The following is a 22,096-nucleotide window of genomic DNA, read 5'->3' as shown; positions in this document are numbered from 1 at the left end:
CTTACCTGACCTACAAAATCGTATTTCGTAGGCCGGGTAAGGCGAAGCCGCCACCCGGCAATCCAGCGCTGGGGGTTACACCGCGCGGAAGGCGATTTCACCCGGGATCACTTCACCCTGCCAGTAGAGCTGCGCCGCAACGCGCCCCGCCAGCTGGCGATACATCTCAGCGAACTCGCTGTCCGGACGGCTGACGACCGTCGGCTTCCCGCTGTCCAGATCTTCACGCAAGGAAATATGCAGCGGCATCTGCCCCAACAGCTGGGTGTGATACTGCGCTGCCAGTTTTTCCGCCCCACCCGTACCAAAGATAGGCTCATGGTGTCCGCAGTTGCTGCAGATGTGCATGCTCATGTTCTCGACGATGCCGAGCACCGGCACTTCCACTTTCTCGAACATCACGATGCCTTTTTTGGCGTCGATCAGCGCGATATCCTGCGGCGTGGTGACCACAACGGCCCCCGTTACCGGGATGTTCTGCGCCAGCGTCAGCTGAATGTCACCGGTGCCCGGCGGCATGTCCAGCACCAGATAATCCAGATCCGGCCACATCGTTTCCTGCAGCATCTGCAGCAGCGCTTTGCTGGCCATCGGGCCGCGCCAGACCATGGCGTTATCGTCGGTCACCAGGTAACCGATGGAGTTGGTCGCCAGACCGTGCGCCACGATCGGCGCCATATGCGTGCCGTCCGGCGAGGTTGGACGTTGATTTTCCGCACCCAGCATGTTTGGAATAGACGGACCGTAGATATCGGCATCCAGAATACCGACCTTTGCCCCTTCCGCCGCCAGCGCGAGCGCGAGGTTGACGGCGGTAGAGGATTTACCCACCCCACCCTTACCTGAACTCACGGCGATGATGTTTTTCACCCCGTTGACGCCCGGCTGATTTTTCACACGCTTCAGCGTGGCAATGCTGTGGCTCAGCTTCCAGTCAATCGCTTTCGCACCGGTAATGCGCAGCAGCTCGGCGCTGGTCTGCTCTTTCAGCGCGTCAAAGGCGCTGGTCCAGACGAACGGCATCTGCACTTCAACGTGCAGCGTATCGTCCAGCCACGCGACGTGGTGCAACGCTTTCAGCGTAGTGAGGTTATGTTTCAGGGTTGGATGCTGAAAGTTAGCCAGCGTCCCGGCGACCATTGCTCGTAAGGCTTCCGGTGATTTGGCCTGGGATTGAGAACTCATCCCGACTCCTTTGTTCTTGTGAATAAGACCTTAGACAAACAAGTTTACCTGAAAGGCCGTGGTTTGTGCTTACTTAATAATGCCCCTTTTGGTAATATCGAAAACCCTTTTCACAGTTAAAAGAAGTAATGCCTACTATGACTCAAGTCGCGAAAAAAATTCTGGTAACGTGCGCCCTGCCGTACGCCAACGGCTCAATCCACCTCGGCCACATGCTGGAGCATATCCAGGCTGATGTCTGGGTCCGTTACCAGCGAATGCGCGGCCACGAGGTTAACTTCATCTGTGCGGACGATGCCCACGGCACGCCGATCATGCTGAAAGCGCAGCAGCTGGGGATTTCCCCGGAGCAGATGATTGACGAAATGAGTCAGGAGCATCAGACCGATTTTGCTGGCTTTGACATCAGCTATGACAACTATCACTCCACGCACAGCGACGAAAACCGCGAGCTGTCGGAGCTGATCTACACCCGTCTGAAAGAGAACGGTTTCATCAAAAACCGTACTATCTCTCAGCTGTACGATCCGGAAAAAGGCATGTTCCTGCCGGACCGTTTCGTCAAAGGCACCTGTCCAAAATGTAAATCCCCGGATCAGTACGGCGATAACTGCGAAGTCTGCGGCGCGACCTACAGCCCGACCGAACTGATTGAGCCCAAATCCGTGGTATCCGGCACCACACCTGTGATGCGTGATTCCGAGCACTTCTTCTTCGACCTGCCGTCCTTCAGCGAAATGCTGCAGGCGTGGACCCGCAGTGGCGCGCTGCAGGAGCAGGTGGCGAACAAGATGCAGGAGTGGTTCGAATCCGGCCTGCAGCAGTGGGATATCTCCCGCGATGCGCCGTACTTTGGCTTCGAAATCCCGAATGCGCCGGGCAAATATTTCTACGTCTGGCTGGATGCGCCAATCGGCTACATGGGCTCCTTCAAGAACCTGTGCGACAAGCGTGGCGACGCCGTCAGCTTCGACGAATACTGGAAGAAAGACTCTACCGCCGAGCTGTACCACTTCATCGGCAAAGACATCGTTTACTTCCACAGCCTGTTCTGGCCGGCCATGCTGGAAGGCAGCAACTTCCGCAAGCCAACCAACCTGTTCGTACACGGCTACGTCACGGTGAACGGCGCGAAAATGTCCAAGTCCCGCGGGACGTTCATCAAAGCCAGCACCTGGCTGAACCACTTCGACGCGGACAGCCTGCGCTACTACTACACCGCGAAGCTCTCTTCCCGCATCGACGATATCGACCTGAACCTGGAAGATTTCGTGCAGCGCGTGAACGCAGACATCGTCAACAAGGTGGTGAACCTTGCGTCCCGTAACGCGGGCTTTATCGCCAAGCGCTTTGACGGCGTAATGGCCGCTGAGCTGGCGGACCCAGCCCTGTACCAAACCTTCACCGACGCGGCAGCCACCATTGGCGAAGCATGGGAAACGCGCGAGTTCGGTAAAGCAGTGCGTGAAATCATGGCGCTGGCTGACCTGGCTAACCGCTATGTGGACGAGCAGGCGCCGTGGGTTGTCGCTAAACAGGAAGGCCGCGATGCCGATCTGCAGGCCATCTGCTCCATGGGCATCAACCTGTTCCGCGTGCTGATGACGTACCTGAAGCCGGTTCTGCCGCAGCTGGCAGCCCGCGCTGAAGCGTTCCTGAACACCGAACTGACCTGGGATGCAATGGCGCAGCCGCTGCTCGGCCACAAGGTGAACACCTTTAAGGCGCTGTATAACCGCATCGAGATGAAGCAGGTTGAAGCGCTGGTCGAAGCCTCTAAAGAAGAGGTGAAAGCGGCTGCAGCACCGGTAACCGGCCCGCTGGCGGACGATCCGATTCAGGAAACCATCACCTTTGATGACTTCGCTAAGGTCGACCTGCGCGTGGCGCTGATTGAAAACGCAGAATTCGTGGAAGGCTCTGACAAGCTGCTGCGCCTGACGCTGGATCTCGGCGGCGAGAAGCGCAACGTCTTCTCCGGCATCCGTTCTGCCTACCCGGACCCGCAGGTGCTGATCGGCCGTCAAACCGTGATGGTCGCTAACCTGGCGCCGCGCAAAATGCGCTTCGGCATTTCCGAGGGGATGGTGATGGCAGCAGGCCCTGGCGGGAAGGATATCTTCCTGTTAAGCCCAGACGAAGGCGCGAAGCCGGGCCAGCAGGTGAAATAACAAAAAAGCCGGAGATAATCTCCGGCTTTTTTTATGGTTTCGGGTGATGCACCCGATGGGTCAGCCCGCGCAGGAAATTACGCAGAAACTGGTCGCCGCACTCGCGGTAATTTTTGTGGTCCGGCGCGCGCATCATGGCAGTGATTTCCGGCATCGACACGCGGTATTTCTGCTCGGTCATGATCGCCTGGATATCGTCCGTTTTCAGCGAGAAGGCGATACGCAGCTTTTTCAGCACCGTGTTGTTGTTCACGCGACGCTCCAGCGCCAGCTCGGGCGCGGAGTCATCTTTTCCACGTTTATCGTAAATCAGCCCGTTCAGAAAACCCGACAGAATGATGTCCGGGCAGCGGACGAAGCCCTCTTCGTCCTCTTTGGTCATCCAGGTATCAAAATTTGCAGACGTGGATTCCATGTCGCACAGCGCAAGAATGCGCACCATGTCGTTATTGTTTGCTTTCAGGGTGTAGCGCAGGCTACGAAGAATATCGTTACTTAGCATAGAGCCTTCGAATGTCGATGATGCAATGGCGCGCAGTGTACCAGTTTTACAGGCCAATCGCCTCTTTCAAACTTTTCAGATAGCGACGGCTGACGGGGACGGTCTGCCCGGCGCGCAGCACCAGCTCGGCCTGACCGTTATCTTCCAGACGGATCTCCTTCAGGTGCGCCATGTTCACCAGATACTGACGGTGACAGCGAATCAGCGGCGTGCGGCTCTCCAGCGTGCGCAGGGTCAGCTCGGTAAACCCTTCGTTCCCTTCCGCGCTGGTGACAAACACCCCGCTCAGGCGGCTGCTGACAAACGCCACATCATCCATTTGCAGCAGATAAATCCGGCTGTGCCCGGTGCAGGGGATAAATTTCAGCGGCTGCTGGTTTTCCGGCAGCAGCGTAACGTCCTGGACGGTTCGCTCCTGGCGTAAGCGGGTGAGCGTTTTTTCCAGCCGCTTCTCTTCAATCGGCTTGAGTAAATAATCGAAAGCGTGCTCCTCAAAAGCCTTAACGGCATATTCGTCGAACGCCGTCAGAAACACGATGTAGGGACGATGCGCCGGGTCGAGCATGCCGACCATCTCCAGCCCGCTGATGCGCGGCATCTGAATGTCGAGGAACAGCACGTCCGGGCGCAGCTTGTGCACCGCACCGATGGCCTCAATGGCGTTGGCGCACTCCCCCACAATCTCAATGTCTGGCTGCTCCTGCAGCAGAACGCGCAGGTTTTCCCGTGCCAGCGGCTCGTCATCCACGATCAGCACTCTTAACATGCGTTTTCCTCCAGCGGCAGTCGAACGGTAATACGGGTAAAACGGTCAGGCTCGCAGGCGACGGTAATGCCACAGTCGTCGCCAAAATGGGCGCGCAGACGTTTATCAACCAGGCTCATCCCTAATCCGCCCGAAGCGGAAGGCTGGTACAGCCCGGCGTTATCTTCAATATCCAGCACCAGATGGTGGTTAAAACGGCTGGCGGCAATGGTTATCTCCCCTCTCCCCAGCAGCTGCGAGGTACCGTGCTTGATGGCGTTCTCCACAATAGGCTGCAGGGTAAAGGCCGGAAGATGCTGATACGCCAGCTCGTCCGGAACGGAGAGCGACACCTGCAGGCGGGACTGAAACCGCGCCTGCTCAATTTGCAGATAGGCATTCACGTGCTCAATTTCATCGGCGAGGGTCACGATCTCTGACGGGCGCTTCAGGTTTTTACGGAAAAAGGTCGACAAAAACTGCACCAGCTGCGCGGCCTGATCGCTGTCGCGGCGGATCACCGCTTTGAGCGTGTTGAGGGCATTAAACAGGAAATGCGGATTGACCTGGGCATGCAGCAGCTTAATTTCAGACTGCGTCAGCAGGGCTTTCTGCCGTTCATACTGCCCGGCCAGAATTTGCGCGGAAAGAAGCTGGGCGATACCCTCCCCCAGCGTGCGGTTGATGGAGCTGAACAGACGGTTTTTCGCCTCATACAGCTTGATGGTGCCCATCACCCGCTGATTTTCCCCGCGCAGCGGAATGACGAGCGTGGAGCCCAGCTTGCACTGCGGATGCAGCGAGCAGCGGTAAGGCACTTCGTTACCGTCGGCATACACTACTTCGCCGGTTTCAATGGCGCGCAGCGTATAGGTCGACGAGATCGGTTTGCCCGGCAGGTGGTGATCGTCTCCGGTGCCGGTAAACGCCAGCAGCTTTTCACGATCGGTAATGGCCACCGCGCCGATATCCAGCTCTTTATAGAGCACCTGCGCAACCTTCATGCTGTTCTCTTCGTTAAACCCCTGACGCAGGATCCCTTCGGTCGAGGCGGCAACCTTCAGCGCCGTGGCGGAAAAGGCCGAGGTGTACTTCTCAAACATGGCGCGCTTGTCGAGCAGAATACGCATAAACAGCGCCGCGCCGACGGTGTTGGTCACCATCATCGGGGCGGCAATACTGCTGACCAGGTGCAGAGCATCCTCGAACGGGCGGGCAATCAGCAGAATGATCGCCATCTGCGCCATTTCAGCCACAAAGGTAATGGCCCCGGCGGTAAGCGGGCTAAACACCTTGTCCGGGCGACCGCGCTTAATCATATAGCTGTGCACCAGGCCACCAAGCAGCCCTTCGACGATCGTCGAGATCATGCAGCTGAGCGCCGTCATTCCGCCCATGGAATAGCGATGCAGCCCACCGGTTAAACCGACAAGACCACCGACGACCGGTCCGCCCAGCAGCCCGCCCATCACCGCGCCGATGGCGCGCGTATTAGCAATAGAGTCTTCGATGTGGAGGCCGAAGTAGGTCCCCATGATGCAAAAAATAGAAAAGGTGACGTAGCAGAGCAGCTTGTGCGGCAGGCGTACGGTGACCTGCATCAGCGGAATGAAAAGACGCGTTTTGCTCATCAGCCAGGCAATGACCAGAAACACGCACATCTGCTGAAGCAACAGCAGCACCAGGTTAAACTCGTACATACTCAAAACCGCACACGCTAAAAAACGCGTAACATACACGGATGCGGCTGAACTTTCTTTGAAGCGCCCCAAAAAAGCGCAAAATCGTGTCCGTTATCACATCTTTTTCTGCACATCGTGCATGGTTCGCATAATCTGTTTAAAAATTAATCAATTCTTCCTGGTTCGGCAAAGTGGGTCTACAGTTAAGCTGGGGACGCGTAAGCCAGGGGGCAAATATGGCGCTTTACACAATCGGTGAAGTGGCACTCCTTTGTGATATCAATCCCGTTACCCTACGGGCGTGGCAGCGACGGTATGGATTGCTCAAACCACAGAGGACGGACGGTGGTCATCGCCTTTTCAACGATGCCGATATCGACCGGATCCGCGAAATCAAAAGCTGGATCGACAACGGGGTGCAGGTCGGGAAAGTGAAGTCCCTGCTGAGCCACGACGACCCGGACACGCAACGCCTCTGGCGCGAGCAGCAGGAAACGCTGCTGCGGCTCCTGCAGGCGGGTAACCTGCAGCGACTGCGCGCCTGGATCAAAGAGCAGGGTCGCGATTATCCGGCGAAAACGCTTATCACCCATCTTTTCATTCCGCTCCGTCGGCGCCTGCAGTGCCAACAGTCTACCCTGCAGGCGCTGCTCAGCATGCTTGACGGGGTGCTGATCAACTATATCGCCGTCTGTCTTGCCTCGGCGAAGAACAAGGCAGGAAAAGATGCGCTGGTGGTCGGCTGGAACGTGCACGATACCACCCGTCTGTGGCTGGAAGCGTGGATCGCCACCCAAAAGGGCTGGCGCGTGGATGTCCTTGCGCACTCGCTGGGGCAGCTCAAACCCGAGTTTTTCGACGGCCAGACCCTGCTGGTCTGGTGTGGCGAAGTGCCGTCCGCCACGCAGCAACAGCTGCTGACGGAGTGGCGTGAGCATGGTTATCCGGTTTATTCCCTTGGCCCGGATGAGCCATAACGGCATTTAATGGTTCATTAACAGCTGCGCTTCACCGTATAATTGTTCCGTTAACAACAGGAGCACATGATGAAGGCAACCAAACTCGCCATTATTACCCTTTTTGTCCTGATGGCCGTAAGCGGTATCGGCGGGGTGATGCTTGCAGGATACTCGTTTATCGTTCGTGGCGGTGTCGGCTGAGGTGCAGCGCCAGCCGCTCAAAAAGGCGATCGACAACGATGGCCGCCAGCGCGACCAGCACCGCCCCCTGCACAATATAAGCCGTATTAAACCCGCTTAAGCCGATGATGATCGGCGTTCCCAGCGTATTGGCACCGACCGTAGACGCAATGGTCGCCGTCCCGATGTTAATGATCACCGACGTGCGGATCCCGGCAATAATAACCGGTGCCGCAAGCGGCAGTTCTACCTTGCGCAGCCGCTGCCAGCGGCTCATCCCCATCCCTTCCGCCACGCTTAAAACAGACGCCGGGACCGCCGCAACGCCCGCCAGCGTGCCCTGCAGAACGGGCAACACGCCGTATAAAATCAGCGCAATAATCGCGGGCTGCTGACCAAAACCCATCACCGGCACCGCTATCGCCAGCACCGCCACCGGCGGAAACGTCTGTCCAATGGCCGCAACCGTCTCCACCAGCGGACGAAACTCCCGGCCCGCAGGTCGCGTGACCGCGATGCCCGCCCCTACTCCCAGCACCACCGCGATGACGCTTGAGAGCGCCACCAGCCAGAGATGCGCCAGGGCAAGGTTAATAAAGCTCTCCTGCTGATACACTGGCCGCGGTAGCCCCGGAAAAAGAGTGTTAAACAGCGCCGCGCTGTGAGGCATCAGAAACAGTAAGGCGACAAAGAGCGCTACCAGCCAGAGGAGCGGATCACGCAGTGCCTTCACGCGTCACCTCCCCGGCCAGCAGATCGCGAAAATGCAGGCTGCCGCACGGCGCACCCCGGACATCCGCCACGGGCAGGACTTCGCACCGTCGCGCGACAAACGCGGAGAGGGCATCCCGCAGGCTCATCTGCTCCTGTAGCGGTTCCCCGCCGGGCGGTGCATTCTCCCGGCGCATATAGTCTCCGACCGTCCGCAGGGAGAGCAGCCTGACGCCCAGCTCGCTGCGGCCAAAAAACTCGCGTACAAAGTCATTCTTTGGGCTGGTCAGCAGCGCAAGCGGCGCGCCCTGCTGCACCACCTCGCCGTGGTCCATCAGCACCAGATGGTCGGCCAGGCGCAGGGCTTCATCTATATCGTGCGTCACGAGGACGATGGTTCGACCAAGAATGCGGTGAATGCGGGTCATCTCCGTTTGCAGCGCCCCGCGCGTAACGGGATCCAGCGCGCCAAAGGGTTCATCCATCAGCAGCACCTGCGGGTTAGCCGCCAGCGCGCGCGCCACGCCCACGCGCTGCTGTTGTCCACCGGAGAGCTGGTGAGGATAGCGGTCGCGCAACGCGGGCTCCAGCCCCAGCAGAGACATCAATTCATCAACGCGGTCAGCGATTTTAGCCCGCGACCATTTCTCCAGCTGCAGCACGGTGGCGATGTTCTGTGCCACCGTCCAGTGCGGAAACAGGCCGATAGACTGAATGGCATAGCCCATTCGGCGGCGCAGCTCCAGCACCGGCAGGCTGCGGATCTCTTCCCCGGCAAAGCGAATTAACCCGCTGTCATGCTCCACCAGCCGGTTGATCATCTTCAGCGTGGTGGATTTTCCCGAGCCCGAAGTGCCAATCAGCACGGAAAATGCCCCCTCGGCAAAGTTCAGATTCAGATGGCTTGCCGCCGGGCGGCCTGCAAAGGTTTTACTCACATCATGAAATTCAATCATTGGCTCTTCTCCTGAGCAGCGCGAGCCATAAGGCAAACAGGGCGTCGACGACAACCGCCAGCGCAATAGTAGGGACTACGCCTAACAACACCAGATCGAGGGCGCTGCTCAGCAGCCCCTGGAACACCAGCGCGCCAAAGCCGCCCGCTCCAATCAGCGCGGCAATCACCGCCATGCCAACGGTCTGAACTGCCACCACACGCAGGCTGCGCAGCAGCAGGGGCAGCGCCAGCGGGAGCTGAATCTTCCAGAAACACTGTCGCGCGCTCATCCCCATCGCATGGGCGCTTTCCAGCACATCCGGCGCAACCTGGCTTAAGCCGGCGACCACGCCGCGCACCAGCGGGAGCAGCGCATACAGCACCAGCGCAATCAGCGCAGGCGTTAACCCCGTTCCGGCGATACCCACCGCGCCCAGCGCGGGAAACGACTTCACCAGCCCGGCCAGGGGGGCAATCAGCAGGCCAAACAGCGCAACGGAGGGAATGGTCTGGATGACGTTGAGCACGGCAAAGATGCTACCCTGACGTGAGGGATGACGATAACACCACATGCCGAGCGGTATCCCGATCAGCAGCGCCGGGATCAGCGTGCCGAAAAGGATCGTCAGATGTTGCGCCAGGGCATCATCAAACACCTCCTGACGGTTGGCGTACTCTTTTAACAGCGAGAGGTTGTTCAGTTCACCGCTGAACAATAACAGCAGCGGAATAGACCATATCTGCGCATTAAGCACCCAGCGCCAGACAGAACTGGCGATGAGACGACGAATCGCATCGCTGCTGGCCAGTAAACACAAAGCCAGCCAGAGCCACAGGCCGCTGCCTGGCGTGGTTCTCGCCAGCGGACTTTCCGCCGAGGCCATATGCGTTGCCGCCAGCCCCGCGCTCCAGAACAGCGCGATAAAGAGACCTTCCGAGAGCAGCAGCGTCAGCCACTGCGCCGTTCGCCCTTGCCAGAGCGACAGTGCAACCCACGCGGTCAGCGCAGCCGCCAGCCACCACGGCGTGAACGACCATACGTCCCAGAGAGCACGCCCTTCCCCCGACATCAGGCGGTTAGGCGCGACGTTCACAAACGGTAACGCGACCGCCGCGATGGCCACGCAGGCCAACAGCAGCAGTACGCGGTTATGACATTTTATTGGCACAGCCCTTTCCCGTTACTTCACAAGCCCTTGTTGTTTCAGGAAGTCGGCGGCCACTTTTTTGGCATCCAGTCCCTCGACGGCAATGCTGGCATTCAGCTGTTGCAGCGTTTTTGCATCCAGCTTTTCGAAGACCGGTTTGAGCCATTCAGCAATATCCGGGTAGGCTTTCAGCACCGCCTCACGCACAACCGGGGTTGGAGCGTAGATCGGCTGAACGCCTTTTGGATCGGTCAGGGTTTGCAGGCCCAGCGCCGCGACCGGGCCGTCGGTGCCGTAGGCCATCGCCGCGTTAACGCCGGAGGTTTGCTGCGCCGCCGCCTTAATGGTTACCGCCGTATCTCCGCCCGCCAGCGAGAGCAGTTGCGCCTGGTCGAGCTTGAAGTCGTACGCTTTTTCGAATGCAGGGAGCGCGTCGGGACGCTCGATAAACTCCGCGGACGCCGCGAGCTTGAAGTCGCCCTTCTCTTTCAGGTAGCGGCTGAGATCCGCAAGCGAGGTGAGCTTCCCTTTCTCCGCCACGTCCTTACGCACGGCGATAGTCCAGGTATTGTTGGCCGGGGCTGGGGTCAGCCAGACCAGCTTGTTCTGTTCCGCGTCGAGTTTTTTGACTTTTTCATAGCCAGCTTTGGCGTTTTTCCATGCTGGATCGTTCTCTTCTTTAAAGAAGAACGCGCCGTTGCCGGTATATTCAGGATAGATATCCAGCTCGCCGGAGGTAATCGCGCCGCGCACGACGGGCGTGGTACCCAGCTGAACTTTATTGACGGTTTTCACGCCGTGGCTTTCCAGCACCTGGAGAATAATATTCCCGAGCAGCGCGCCCTCGGTATCGATCTTTGAGCCCACTTTTACCGGCTCCGCCGCCTGTAACGGCAGGCTTAGCGCCGCGAGTAGCGCCGCAGAAACTACCATCCCCGATTTAATCGTCATTCCACTATCCTCATTTTTTTTGCTGCCTTTTTCAGAGGCTTGAGAGAAAAGCGTAGCTTAAAACGGCGGATTTACCCGGCAAAATGCCTTTTTAGCATAAGGTAAGACGCATCCCCCGATGGACGGGGGATGCAAAGGAGGGAAAGGTTACAGCAGCTCGAACTCGCCTTTATTTACGCGGGCGGAATCCACCCCGATAAAGACGTTAAACTTGCCCGGTTCCGCATCATATTTCATCTGCTGGTTCCAGAACTTCAGCGCATCCACGTCAATCGGGAAGCTGATGGTTTTGGTTTCGCCAGGCTTGAGATTGACCTTCTCAAAGCCGCGCAGCTGCTTCACAGGACGGCTCATCGAGGCGGTGACATCCTGCACGTACATCTGAATCACCGTTGCCCCTTCACGCTTGCCGGTGTTGGTCACCTCGACGCTGGCGGTGACCTTGCCGTCACGCTTCAGGCTCGGCGCCGACATTTTCACCTCAGAGACCTTGAAGGTGGTGTAGCTCAGGCCATAACCAAACGGGTAGAGCGGGCCGTTAGCTTCGTCAAAGTAACGAGACGTGTATTTGTTCGGCTTGTCGGCGTTGTACGGGCGGCCGGTGTTCAGGTGGCTGTAGTAAACCGGGATCTGCCCGACGGAGCGCGGGAAGGACATCGGCAGCTTGCCCGACGGGTTGTAATCGCCAAACAATACGTCGGCGATGGCGTTACCGCCTTCGGTGCCGGCGAACCAGGTTTCCAGAATGGCGTCAGCCTGCTGGTCCTCTTTCACCAGCGCCAGCGGACGACCGTTCATCAGCACCAGCACCAGCGGCTTGCCGGTCGCTTTCAGGGCTGCGATCAAATCGCGCTGGCTCTGCGGGATGGTGATGTCAGTACGGCTGGAGGCTTCGTGCGCCATACCCTGCGCTTCCCCCACAACCGCGACAACGACGTCAGACTGCTTCGCCGCGTTGACCGCTTCGTCGATCATCTCCTTCGGCGTGCGCGGATCGACCTTCACCGCTTCCTCGTACTGGTTGAGGAAGGTGACGATGTCTTTATCGTCGGTGACGTTCGCCCCTTTGGCGTACACCACTTTGGCGTTTTCACCGACGGCGCTCTTGATACCGGTCAGGACGGTAACGGACTGATCGGCCACGCCCGCGGCAGACCAGCTCCCCATCACGTCGCGCTTGCTGTCAGCCAGCGGGCCGACCACAGCAATAGTGCCGGATTTTTTCAGCGGCAGCGTGTCAAGGCGGTTCTTCAGCAGCACCAGGCTTTCGCGCGCCACTTCACGCGCTTCTTTGCGGTGCAGGCGGCTTTCGGCGTTGGTATCCGCCGGGTCAGAATCTTTCGGCCCCAGGTGGCTGTACGGATCGTTAAACAGCCCCATGTCATATTTCACGTTCAGCACGTGGCGCGCGGCATCGTCCAGCTCCGCCATCGTTACCTTGCCGCTCTTCACCAGCCCCGGCAGGTATTTGCTGTAGTACTCATCGCTCATGCTCATGTTGATGCCGGACTTGAGCGCCACGCGCACCGCGTCTTCCGGATCGGACGCCGTGCCGTGCTTGATCAGCTCTTTAATCGCTCCGTGGTCGGAAACGGTGATGCCCTTAAAGCCCCACTGGTCGCGCAGCACGTCTTTCAGCAGCCAGGAATCGGAGGTCGCAGGCGTGCCGTTCAGCGAGTTCAGCGCCACCATCACCGCACCGCTACCCGCATCCAGCCCCGCCTTGTACGGCGGCATGTAGTCGTTAAACAGGCGCTGTGGGCTCATGTCGACGGTGTTGTACTCTTTACCGCCTTCCACGGCGCCGTAGGCCGCGAAGTGTTTAACGCTGGTCATCACCGAGTAGCGGTCCGCCGGGCTCTTGCCCTGCATCGCTTCCACCATGGTTTTGCCCATCATGGCCGTTAAATAGGTGTCTTCACCGAAGCCTTCCGAGGCGCGGCCCCAGCGCGGATCGCGCGAGACGTCCACCATCGGTGCCCAGGTCATGTTCAGGCCGTCGTCCGCCGCTTCATAGGCCGACACGCGCCCGACGGTTTTCACCGCGTCGAGGTTAAACGAGGAGGCTAAGCCGAGGCTGATCGGGAAGACGGTGCGTTGGCCGTGCACCACGTCATAGGCGAAGAACAGCGGGATTTTCAGGCGGCTGAGCTGCATCACCTGATCCTGCATGGCGCGGATATCCTGGCGGGTGACGGTGTTAAAAATCGCGCCCACCTGGTTCTCTTTAATCATCTCGCGGATGGCCTCTTTCGGGTTATCCGGGCCAACGCTGATCAGACGCAGCTGGCCGATTTTTTCATCGACCGTCATCTTCTTAAGCAACTCCGTGACAAACGCGTCGCGGGCTTCAGGCGTGAGCGGGTGATTACCAAACAAATCCTCTGCCAGCGCAGGTTGCAGCGCCAGGCTGACGGCGACACCTACAGAACATAGCCATTTCATGTTGTTATTCTCTCTCATCAATAACCGTGGGAAGCACCCGGCCAGACCGTGCGAAAAGCGCAGTGTGCCATAAACCCTCTGAACGTTGCAGGGTTATTCTCTGATTTTTCTCGTGAATACTCGACCGCTGAACAGTTAATCGCGCTATGCTTTACAGCGAGAAATTTGCCCCACCACAAGGAGTGGAAGATGACTTCTGTTCGAACTGACGATAACAAAACATTTATTAACGAACTGTCGCGCCTGGTTGGCTCCTCTCACCTGCTTACCGACCCGGCCAAAACCGCCCGCTACCGTAAGGGTTTCCGCTCCGGCCAGGGCGACGCGCTGGCGGTGGTCTTCCCCGGCACGCTGCTGGAGCTGTGGCGCGTGCTGAGCGCCTGCGTTGCGGCGGACAAAATTATTTTAATGCAGGCGGCCAACACCGGCCTGACCGAAGGTTCCACGCCGAACGGCAACGATTACGATCGCGATATCGTGATTATCAGCACCCTGCGCCTCGACAAGCTGCACCTGCTGGACAAAGGCGAGCAGGTGCTCGCGTTCCCGGGCACCACGCTCTACTCGCTGGAAAAAGCGCTTAAGCCGCTGGGCCGCGAGCCGCACTCGGTGATCGGCTCCTCCTGCATTGGCGCCTCGGTGGTCGGTGGGATCTGCAATAACTCCGGCGGCTCGCTGGTGCAGCGCGGCCCGGCCTATACCGAAATGTCACTTTTTGCCCGCATTGATGAAAACGGCAAGCTGACGCTGGTGAACCACCTGGGCATCGATCTGGGCGCGACGCCGGAACAGATCCTCAGCAAGCTCGACGACGACCGCGTGAGGGACGAAGACGTGCAGCACGATGGTCGCCACGCGCACGACCATGATTACATCACCCGCGTGCGCGATATCGAGGCCGATACCCCGGCGCGCTACAACGCCGACCCGGATCGCCTGTTTGAATCGTCCGGCTGCGCGGGCAAGCTGGCGGTTTTTGCGGTGCGTCTCGACACCTTCCCGGCAGAGAAAACGCAGCAGGTATTTTATATCGGCACCAATCAGCCTGAGGTCCTGACTGAAATTCGTCGCCATATTCTGGGCGAATTCACCCACCTGCCGGTGGCGGGCGAGTACATGCATCGGGATATTTACGACATCGCGGAGCGCTACGGGAAAGACACCTTCCTGATGATCGATAAGCTTGGCACCGACAAAATGCCGTTCTTCTTCACCATGAAAGGCCGCACCGACGCGATGCTGGAGAAAGTGCCGCTGTTCAAGCCCCACTTTACCGACCGCTTTATGCAGAAGCTGGGCAACGTTTTCCCTGCGCATCTGCCGGAGCGAATGAAAACCTGGCGTGATAAGTACGAACATCACCTGCTGCTGAAAATGGCCGGGGACGGGATCGCCGAAGCGCAGAGCTGGCTGACCGAGTTCTTCAGGACGGCTGAGGGTGATTTCTTTGCCTGCACGCCGGAAGAAGGCAGCAAAGCCTTCCTGCACCGCTTCGCCGCGGCGGGTGCCGCTATCCGTTACCAGGCGGTGCATTCCGAAGAGGTGGAAGATATTCTGGCGCTGGATATCGCCCTGCGACGCAACGACACCGAATGGTTTGAGCATCTGCCGCCGGAAATCGACAGCAAGCTGGTGCATAAGCTCTATTACGGCCATTTTATGTGCTACGTCTTCCATCAGGATTATATCGTCAAAAAAGGGGTAGATGCTCACGAACTGAAGGAGCAGATGCTCGCCCTGCTGCGCGAGCGTGGCGCACAATATCCTGCGGAACACAACGTCGGGCATCTTTATAAGGCCCCTGACGCCCTTAAGCAGTTTTATCGCGAGAATGACCCTACAAACAGCATGAACCCCGGGATCGGGAAAACAACGCGGAAGAAATACTGGAAAGAGGGTGCAGACGCGGAGCAGCGCATAACGCAAGCGTCTGATTAAACCCTACAGCCAAATTTGAGAGATTGTTTAGCGCGCCTTAATCGTAATAGAGTAGCGGTCTGTCGCCGGAGAAATGTTTCTACGGCATTCTATAACGAGGAGCAGGCGCATCATGTCGGCTGTTGATGTTTTATCCGAAACCGAACTGGAAGTGCGCGACGCCCTTCCCGATGATGTGCATGCCATCGCCGCCATCTATGCCTGGCATGTGCTTCACGGACGCGCGTCATTCGAAGAAGTTCCCCCCACCATCGACGAAATGCGTCAGCGCATGAAAAGCGTGGCCGAGAACGGTTTACCGTGGCTCATCGCGCTGTATCGCGGCATCGTGGTGGGCTATTGTTACGCCACCCCTTACCGACCGCGTCAGGCCTATCGCTATACTCTGGAAGAGTCGATTTACGTGGATGCCAGCATCACCGGACGCGGTTTTGGCACCGCATTAATGAACGCGCTGATCGCGCGCTGCGAGCAGGGCCCGTGGCGGCAGATGATTGCCGTTGTGGGAGATGGTAATAATAATTCCGGCTCGTTACGGCTGCATAAAAAACACGGCTTTGAGATTGTCGGTCAGCTTCGCAGCGTGGGGTATAAGAAAGGCGACTGGCGGGATACGGTGATAATGCAGCGCCCGCTCAACGACGGTGACTGGACGCTGCCGGAATAAACGCAGTGCGGTCTGGTGCCCTCACCCCGGCCCTCTCCCACAGGGAGAGGGAGAAAACATAAAAAACGGTAACGCATGTTACCGTTTTGCTTTTACCTAATCGTTTTGCGCCGTCGCCATCTGCTCCGCTTTCTGCTTTTTATAGGTCAATGCTGCAGCCGGAACGGGCTGCACTTTCCCGGTCTCAATCCAGGTCCGCAGGCGGCTCGCATCCGCAAAGTGGGTATATTTCCCGAAGGCATCCATCACCACCAGCGCCACCGGCTTACCGTTAAACACGGTGCGCATCACCAGGCAGTGGCCTGCCGCATTGGTAAACCCGGTTTTGGTTAACTGAATATTCCAGTTCTCGCGGTACACCAGATGGTTCGTGTTGCGAAACGGCAGCGTGTAAGACGGATTCGAGAATGTCGCCATGTCCTCACGCGTGGTGCTGAGCTGGCCGAGCAGCGGGTACTGCTTGCTGGCAATCAGCAGTTTCGTCAGATCGCGGGCCGTCGAGACGTTGTTAATCGACAGCCCCGTCGGTTCAACAAAATGAGTATTGCTCATCCCCAGCGCTTTGGCTTTGGCGTTCATCGCGCGGATAAAAGCATCGTAACCGCCAGGATAGTGGTGCGCCAGACTTGCCGCCGCACGGTTTTCGGACGACATCAGCGCCAGCAGCAGCATATTTTTACGGCTAATTTCACTGTTCAGGCGCACGCGAGAGTAGATCCCTTTCATCTCCGGCGTTTGGCTGATATCCACTTTCAGCTTTTCGTCCAGCGGCAGGCGAGCATCAAGCACCACCATCGCGGTCATTAATTTGGTTATTGAGGCGATCGGGCGCACCAGGTCCGGGTGGCTGGCGTAAATCACCTTATTGGTGTTGAGATCAACAATCATCGCGCTGCCGGACGCAATTTGCGGCTGGGCAGCAGCGGTGGTCACCGCGGGCGTTTTGGCGACAGCTGGCACGGCAGCGGACGCGCCCAGCAGCAGCGCCAGGCTAAGTAAGGAGACACGAAATTTCAGCATGGTGAGACTTCTGATAATTATTCACGCACGTAATGACGTACACCGCCTGCGTCGACGGATAAACACAGGCTGGCTTCGGCATCATAGCGGTCACCGTGCTTTGTCGCCAGCGGATAATCGTGAACAGATGCTGCATTGCTGGCATTTACACCAGCAATGCAGTGAGCTTAGAAGAGACGGTATCCATAACCCCAGAGAATAACCGTCAGTGCCAGTAACACCTCCAGTACCAGCACCCCGATGGCAAGCGTGGAACCGGAGAAGCTCAGGCCCTCTTCTTTATTGATATTCAGGAAGGTTGGAACGCCCAGATACAGCAGATAACCGGTGTAAAAGAGCGCAACAGTACCGATCAGCGCGCACAGCCAGACCAGTGGATAGAGCGCAACAATACCGCTTAAGAACAGCGGGGTCGCGACGTATCCGGCGAAGACCATACAGTGTGCCAGCGATGGGCGCTGTGGATAGTTACGCGCCATCCAGTGAATGACGCGCCCCATGACCGCCACCCCTGCCAGCATCAGGCCATAAAAGAGAATGGCCAGATAAAGCCCGGTAAACCAGGAGAGCTGAACCACGGTACCGTCACCGAAGTTCCAGCCGATTTGTGTTGTGCCAATAAACGCGCATATTACCGGCACCGCGGCCATCAGCAGCACATGGTGGGTGTAATGATGCGAGACCGTTTCGTTCTCACTTTTGATGACATGCATTTCACGATCGGGATGGGAGAAAAGTCCCCAGACATGGTTCATAGCGCCCCCTTGTTGTCGGCCCGTCAGCGATACCTTAAGTATAATGCAGGCTTTAGATTATTTTATGTACAGTGGGAAATTTCCGTTGATTGCCGCGCGGTTGATTCATGAGGTATATGATTAAACGAGGTACGCAGAGGGAGATAACCGTTACGTAATGGATATTAACGCACTCATTGAACAATATGGATATGCCGCGCTGGTCATCGGCAGCGTGGCGGAAGGTGAAACCATCACGCTGCTGGGCGGCGTCGCCGCGCATCAGGGCTTACTGAAGTTTCCGCTGGTCGTCGCTGCGGTCGCGCTGGGCGGCATGATTGGCGATCAGCTGCTCTACTTCCTGGGGCTACGCTTTGGCCCGACGCTGCTCAAGCGTTTCGTTAAACACAAAAAGAAAATCAACCGCGCGCAGCGCCTGATCCAGCGTCACCCTTATCTGTTCGTCATAGGCACCCGCTTTATGTACGGCTTCAGGATCATCGGGCCGATACTGATTGGTGCCAGCCGCCTGCCGCCAAAAATTTTCCTGCCGCTGAATATTGTTGGCGCGATAGCCTGGGCGCTGATCTTCACGACGCTTGGTTACGTGGGTGGCGAGGTGATTGGCCCGTGGCTGCATAACCTTGACCAACACCTGAAGCACTGGGCGTGGTTGATTCTGGTGGTTGTGGCGGTGATTGGGGTCAGGCTGTGGATGCGGCACAGAGAGAAGAAGCGGGATGAGGAGTGAGTCAGCCTGGTGCCCCTCACCCCTTTGGGGAGAGGGGAAACCTGTTACCCTTCCGGCTTAAACTGAGGGTTCGCCAGCATAAAGCCCCCGTCGACGATAAATGATTGCCCTGTGGTATAGCTGGCGTCGCTGTCACACAGCCACGCCACCAGGCTGGCGATTTCTTTGGTGTGGCCCGGCCTTGCCAGCGGGATTTCCGGCATTGACCCTTCCTTCACTTCGCTGTCGTCCATATCGTTCATCGGCGTGGCAATGGCCCCCGGCGCGACGGCGTTCACCAGAATCTTGTGCTTCACCAGCTCCATCGCCATAGATTTGGTTAAGCCGCCGAGCGCATGTTTCGCAGCCGTGTAAGCGCTGGCATCAGGCAGCGGCGTGTGCTCATGCACCGAGGTGATGTTCACAATCCGCCCGCCTTCCCCCTGCTTCACCATCTGCCGTGCCGCAATCTGTGAGCAGAGAAACGCGCCTTCCACGTCGACGGTAAAAATGTTCCGCCAGTCGTCAAACGCCATCTCAAGAAATGGCGCTTTGGTCATCGCTCCGGCATTGTTAACCAGCACGTCCAGCCGGCCGAAACGTGCAATGAGCGTTTCAATGGCTTCAGCGCCGTCCGGGAGCGTGCTTAAATCAAGATGGATAGCCTCTGCACGCTGCCCACGCGCTTCAACTTCACGGCAGGTTTCCAGCGCCCCTTTTTCATCCGAATGCCAGGTGACGCCAATATCAAACCCGCGCTCTGCCAGCATCAGCGCCGTGGTTTTACCGATCCCTGAATCCGATGCGGTTACAATCGCTACTCTGTTCATACTCACCTCCTGAAAAACTGCAAAGAGGTAAGTATAGATAATGGCCCTGTTTAGCCATGATGATAGCCGCCGCCCAGCGCTGACGTCAGCTGCAGCGTGGCGTCGAGATACTGGCCTTTCAACATGACGCCTTCGAGATGCTCTTTCAGTGCCGGGATTCTGGCTTCGCTGACCCGCGAACCGGCAATAATACCTGCGCTAAAACGCGCCTGCGCCAGCGCCACCACGCGCGCCGCGTCTTTTTCGATCTGCTGCTGGTGACGATTTTTTGCCGTCAGGGTTTCAACTTCACTTGCCGTACGCGCCACCTGATTGACCGCCTCCACCACCGCTTTGTTGTAGTTCGCGACCGAGAGGTTATTCTGCGCCTGGGCGATATCCAGATTAGCGTTCAGCCTGCCGCTGTCGAAGATCGGCAGCGTCAGTCCGGCAGTCACGCCCATCTGCTGGGCTGAAGAGCGGAACAGATCGCTCAGGTGCAGGGCATCCTGCTGTAAGAACGCCATCAGGTTCACGTCAGGATAGAACGCCGCTCTGGCGGCTTCCACCTCGCTCATGGAGGCTTCGATATACCAATGCGCCTCCTGCAGATCCGGACGGCGTGCCAGCAGTTCATATCCCAGCGTTGACGGTAGCGAGGCTTCGGCTGCAGGCAACGGGTGGCGCGTAAGGTGTGTCGCCGGGGTGCCGGTCAGCGCATCCAGACGCGCTTCAATGGCCTTCATTTTGCCCTTTACGTCGGCCAGCTGTTCATTAGTCTTACTGGCGTGTATATCGGTTTCGACGCCCTCCACCGAGGAGGTAATACCGTGCTGATACAGTTCGCGATCGGCGTCGATAATATTTTCCTGCTCCTGTTTAATCCGGGTAAGAACTTCCCCTGCTTCGGCCTGGGTCTGCCACGCCCAGTAAAGGCGCGCAACGCTGGTTGAAAGCAGCTGGCGGGTCTGCTCCAGCTCCGCTTTTTGCGCATTCACTTTACCGATACGCGCTGCAATCCGGGCGCGGTTTTTTCCCCATAGATCGAGATCCCAGCCCGCCGTCAGGCCAAAGGTGCCGTTGGTATACCATGGGCCGGTGGTGCCCGCCGCCGGGTCGGTAAGGGCAAACGGCCCCATCAGCCCCTCTGCCGACATTTTTTGCCGTTCAACATCCGCTGAAAAATCCATTTGTGGGCCATCGGCTGCGATAGCGGCTCTGGCCTGCGCTTCGGCAAGCGTAATGCGCTGCCGGGCAATTTGCATATCGGGCGCATCCGCTATGGCTTTGGCAATAAGCGAATTTAACTGCGGGTCGTTATATTCTTTCCACCATTCATTTTTCGGCCAATCCGCATGACGAAGTTGGGCATTAACGGACGCGGCTGTCGTTTGCGTTTGAATTGGCGACACCGTGGAATGTTCCGGTGCGCAGGCAGCCAGCATAAAAACAAGGGAAGCACTCAGAGATAAAATAAGAAAACGTTTCATTACGCCATGCACTCAAAAAAATAAAGGCGCAACTTACGCTTGATGACGCGCTATTTTTTAGTAACGCGTGGCAATCCGCAAATTGTCATACACTTACATACTCGGCAAAATATTCACCGAGTGAATTATTTATTTTTAAATATAATTGCCGTTTATTTTGACTGTATAACTCGCGCAATATCAGCCGACGTTTGCAGCGTGCGGATCTCCTGAAATAATCCCAGCGCTTCGCTGTACTCTTTGCGTAAATAACTCAGCCACTGTTTAATTCGCGCGACGTGATACAAACCGGTGTCGCCCTGCTTCTCCAGACGGCTGTATTTTTGCAGCAGCGTGACGACATCTGCCCACGGCATCCGCGGTTCGTTATATTTCACCACCCGGCTGAGGTTCGGCACGTTCAGCGCGCCGCGGCCAATCATCACCGCATCGCAGCCGGTGGCTTTCAGGCACGCCTGCGCGCTCTCGTAATCCCAGATTTCGCCGTTGGCGATCACCGGAATAGTAAGTCGTTTGCGGATCTCACCAATCGCCTGCCAGTTAATGCGCTCGGCTTTGTAGCCGTCTTCTTTAGTGCGGCCATGCACCACCAGCTCGGTGGCCCCGGCCTGCTGCACCGCATCGGCAATTTCAAACTGTCGGGCATCGCTGTCCCACCCCAGGCGCACCTTAACCGTCACCGGCAAATGCGAGGGCACGGCCTCACGCATGGCTTTCGCGCCGCGGTAAATCAGCTCAGGATCTTTCAGCAACGTCGCTCCACCGCCGCTGCCGTTTACCAGCTTCGACGGGCAGCCGCAGTTAAGATCCACCCCGTAAGAGCCAAGCGCTACCGCGCGGGCGGCATTTTCCGCCAGCCATTCAGGATACTGGCCGAGCAGTTGAATCCGCACCAGCGTGCCGGAAGGGGTCCGGCTCTGGCGATGCAGTTCAGGGCAGAGACGATAGAATGACTTTTCTGGCAGCAACGTATCGACCACGCGCAAAAACTCCGTCACGCAGAGATCGTAGTCGTTCACCTCGGTCAGAAGCTCGCGCACGAGGGAGTCGAGCACGCCTTCCATTGGGGCCAGTAAAACACGCATAACAGTA

The 22,096-nt window shown here is 57.8% G+C and carries 20 protein-coding genes; 6 read left to right on the top strand and 14 right to left on the bottom strand.

Annotated elements, in window-relative coordinates:
* Window positions 1–75: 75 nt before the first annotated feature.
* Window positions 76–1,185 (bottom strand): iron-sulfur cluster carrier protein ApbC, encoded by a 1,110-nt coding sequence (apbC, locus tag IM303_RS04420; protein ID WP_028013834.1) that lies wholly within the window; start codon window positions 1,183–1,185, stop codon window positions 76–78.
* A gap of 137 nt (window positions 1,186–1,322) precedes the next feature.
* Between apbC and metG the strand changes: the two genes are divergently transcribed.
* A complete protein-coding gene (metG, locus tag IM303_RS04415; RefSeq protein WP_193359619.1) occupies window positions 1,323–3,356 on the top strand; it encodes a methionine--tRNA ligase in 2,034 nt (677 codons plus the stop codon).
* A 31-nt stretch (window positions 3,357–3,387) separates the two neighbouring features.
* On the opposite strand, the gene IM303_RS04410 is transcribed toward metG, so the two are convergent.
* From IM303_RS04410 to IM303_RS04400, 3 genes are read right to left on the bottom strand one after another with little or no spacing between them, the layout of a single operon-like run.
* Window positions 3,388–3,858: a DUF1456 family protein gene (locus IM303_RS04410; protein ID WP_193359618.1), complete on the bottom strand. Its 471-nt coding sequence runs from the start codon at window positions 3,856–3,858 to the stop codon at window positions 3,388–3,390.
* Between the two features lie 46 nt (window positions 3,859–3,904).
* Window positions 3,905–4,624 carry a two-component system response regulator BtsR gene (gene btsR, locus IM303_RS04405; protein ID WP_023312443.1) on the bottom strand — a complete coding sequence of 240 codons (720 nt, stop codon included), beginning with the start codon at window positions 4,622–4,624 and terminating at the stop codon, window positions 3,905–3,907.
* Entirely contained in the window at window positions 4,618–6,303 is a 1,686-nt protein-coding gene (locus IM303_RS04400; RefSeq protein WP_041909056.1) for a sensor histidine kinase, read from the bottom strand. Before IM303_RS04400 ends, btsR begins: the two co-directional genes overlap by 7 nt.
* 218 nt (window positions 6,304–6,521) lie before the next feature.
* Between IM303_RS04400 and mlrA the strand changes: the two genes are divergently transcribed.
* Both mlrA and IM303_RS04390 read left to right on the top strand, forming a co-directional pair.
* Window positions 6,522–7,262 (top strand): HTH-type transcriptional regulator MlrA, encoded by a 741-nt coding sequence (mlrA, locus tag IM303_RS04395; protein WP_028013838.1) that lies wholly within the window; start codon window positions 6,522–6,524, stop codon window positions 7,260–7,262.
* Window positions 7,263–7,331: 69 nt separating this feature from the next.
* Entirely contained in the window at window positions 7,332–7,445 is a 114-nt protein-coding gene (locus IM303_RS04390) for a protein YohO (RefSeq protein WP_008500895.1), read from the top strand.
* On the opposite strand, the gene IM303_RS04385 is transcribed toward IM303_RS04390, so the two are convergent.
* From IM303_RS04385 to bglX, 5 genes are all read right to left on the bottom strand, one after another.
* The gene (locus IM303_RS04385; protein WP_150144404.1) at window positions 7,420–8,157 is read right to left on the bottom strand and encodes an ABC transporter permease; all 738 of its coding nucleotides are present in this window, start codon (window positions 8,155–8,157) and stop codon (window positions 7,420–7,422) included. The two genes, IM303_RS04390 and IM303_RS04385, sit on opposite strands and share 26 nt — an antisense overlap.
* Window positions 8,141–9,091 (bottom strand): ABC transporter ATP-binding protein, encoded by a 951-nt coding sequence (locus IM303_RS04380; RefSeq protein WP_048957518.1) that lies wholly within the window; start codon window positions 9,089–9,091, stop codon window positions 8,141–8,143. Before IM303_RS04380 ends, IM303_RS04385 begins: the two co-directional genes overlap by 17 nt.
* Window positions 9,084–10,241: an ABC transporter permease gene (locus tag IM303_RS04375; protein WP_063155030.1), complete on the bottom strand. Its 1,158-nt coding sequence runs from the start codon at window positions 10,239–10,241 to the stop codon at window positions 9,084–9,086. Before IM303_RS04375 ends, IM303_RS04380 begins: the two co-directional genes overlap by 8 nt.
* A gap of 12 nt (window positions 10,242–10,253) precedes the next feature.
* Entirely contained in the window at window positions 10,254–11,171 is a 918-nt protein-coding gene (locus IM303_RS04370) for an ABC transporter substrate-binding protein (protein WP_193359617.1), read from the bottom strand.
* Window positions 11,172–11,318: 147 nt separating this feature from the next.
* Entirely contained in the window at window positions 11,319–13,616 is a 2,298-nt protein-coding gene (gene bglX / locus IM303_RS04365) for a beta-glucosidase BglX (RefSeq protein WP_193359616.1), read from the bottom strand.
* A gap of 189 nt (window positions 13,617–13,805) precedes the next feature.
* Between bglX and dld the strand changes: the two genes are divergently transcribed.
* Window positions 13,806–15,554 (top strand): D-lactate dehydrogenase, encoded by a 1,749-nt coding sequence (gene dld, locus IM303_RS04360; protein WP_193359615.1) that lies wholly within the window; start codon window positions 13,806–13,808, stop codon window positions 15,552–15,554.
* Between the two features lie 112 nt (window positions 15,555–15,666).
* Window positions 15,667–16,221, top strand: a complete 555-nt coding sequence (locus tag IM303_RS04355) for a GNAT family N-acetyltransferase (protein ID WP_028013845.1) — start codon at window positions 15,667–15,669, stop codon at window positions 16,219–16,221.
* A gap of 96 nt (window positions 16,222–16,317) precedes the next feature.
* On the opposite strand, the gene pbpG is transcribed toward IM303_RS04355, so the two are convergent.
* A complete protein-coding gene (pbpG, locus tag IM303_RS04350) occupies window positions 16,318–17,241 on the bottom strand; it encodes a D-alanyl-D-alanine endopeptidase (RefSeq protein ID WP_193359614.1) in 924 nt (307 codons plus the stop codon).
* A gap of 167 nt (window positions 17,242–17,408) precedes the next feature.
* The gene (locus tag IM303_RS04345) at window positions 17,409–17,996 is read right to left on the bottom strand and encodes a Yip1 family protein (protein ID WP_028013847.1); all 588 of its coding nucleotides are present in this window, start codon (window positions 17,994–17,996) and stop codon (window positions 17,409–17,411) included.
* A 157-nt stretch (window positions 17,997–18,153) separates the two neighbouring features.
* Between IM303_RS04345 and IM303_RS04340 the strand changes: the two genes are divergently transcribed.
* Window positions 18,154–18,726 (top strand): DedA family protein, encoded by a 573-nt coding sequence (locus IM303_RS04340; RefSeq protein ID WP_028013848.1) that lies wholly within the window; start codon window positions 18,154–18,156, stop codon window positions 18,724–18,726.
* 44 nt (window positions 18,727–18,770) lie between these two features.
* Here the strand turns inward: IM303_RS04340 and IM303_RS04335 are convergent, their stop codons facing one another.
* The 3 genes from IM303_RS04335 to dusC form a co-directional block, all read right to left on the bottom strand.
* On the bottom strand, window positions 18,771–19,535 hold the full coding sequence (locus IM303_RS04335; protein WP_192971286.1) for an SDR family oxidoreductase: 765 nt from the start codon (window positions 19,533–19,535) through the stop codon (window positions 18,771–18,773).
* Between the two features lie 50 nt (window positions 19,536–19,585).
* Window positions 19,586–21,004 (bottom strand): multidrug resistance outer membrane protein MdtQ, encoded by a 1,419-nt coding sequence (gene mdtQ / locus IM303_RS04330; protein WP_192971285.1) that lies wholly within the window; start codon window positions 21,002–21,004, stop codon window positions 19,586–19,588.
* A 152-nt stretch (window positions 21,005–21,156) separates the two neighbouring features.
* Window positions 21,157–22,089, bottom strand: coding sequence for a tRNA dihydrouridine(16) synthase DusC (dusC, locus tag IM303_RS04325; protein ID WP_193359613.1), 933 nt, complete (start codon window positions 22,087–22,089; stop codon window positions 21,157–21,159).
* Between the last annotated feature and the right edge of the window lie 7 nt (window positions 22,090–22,096).

The organism is Enterobacter cloacae complex sp. P38RS, assembly GCF_014930775.1.
GTDB classification, from domain to species: Bacteria; Pseudomonadota; Gammaproteobacteria; order Enterobacterales; family Enterobacteriaceae; genus Enterobacter; species Enterobacter bugandensis.
The sequence above is the reverse complement of the archived record's forward strand: the minus strand, read 5'-3'. Positions and strand labels throughout refer to the sequence as shown.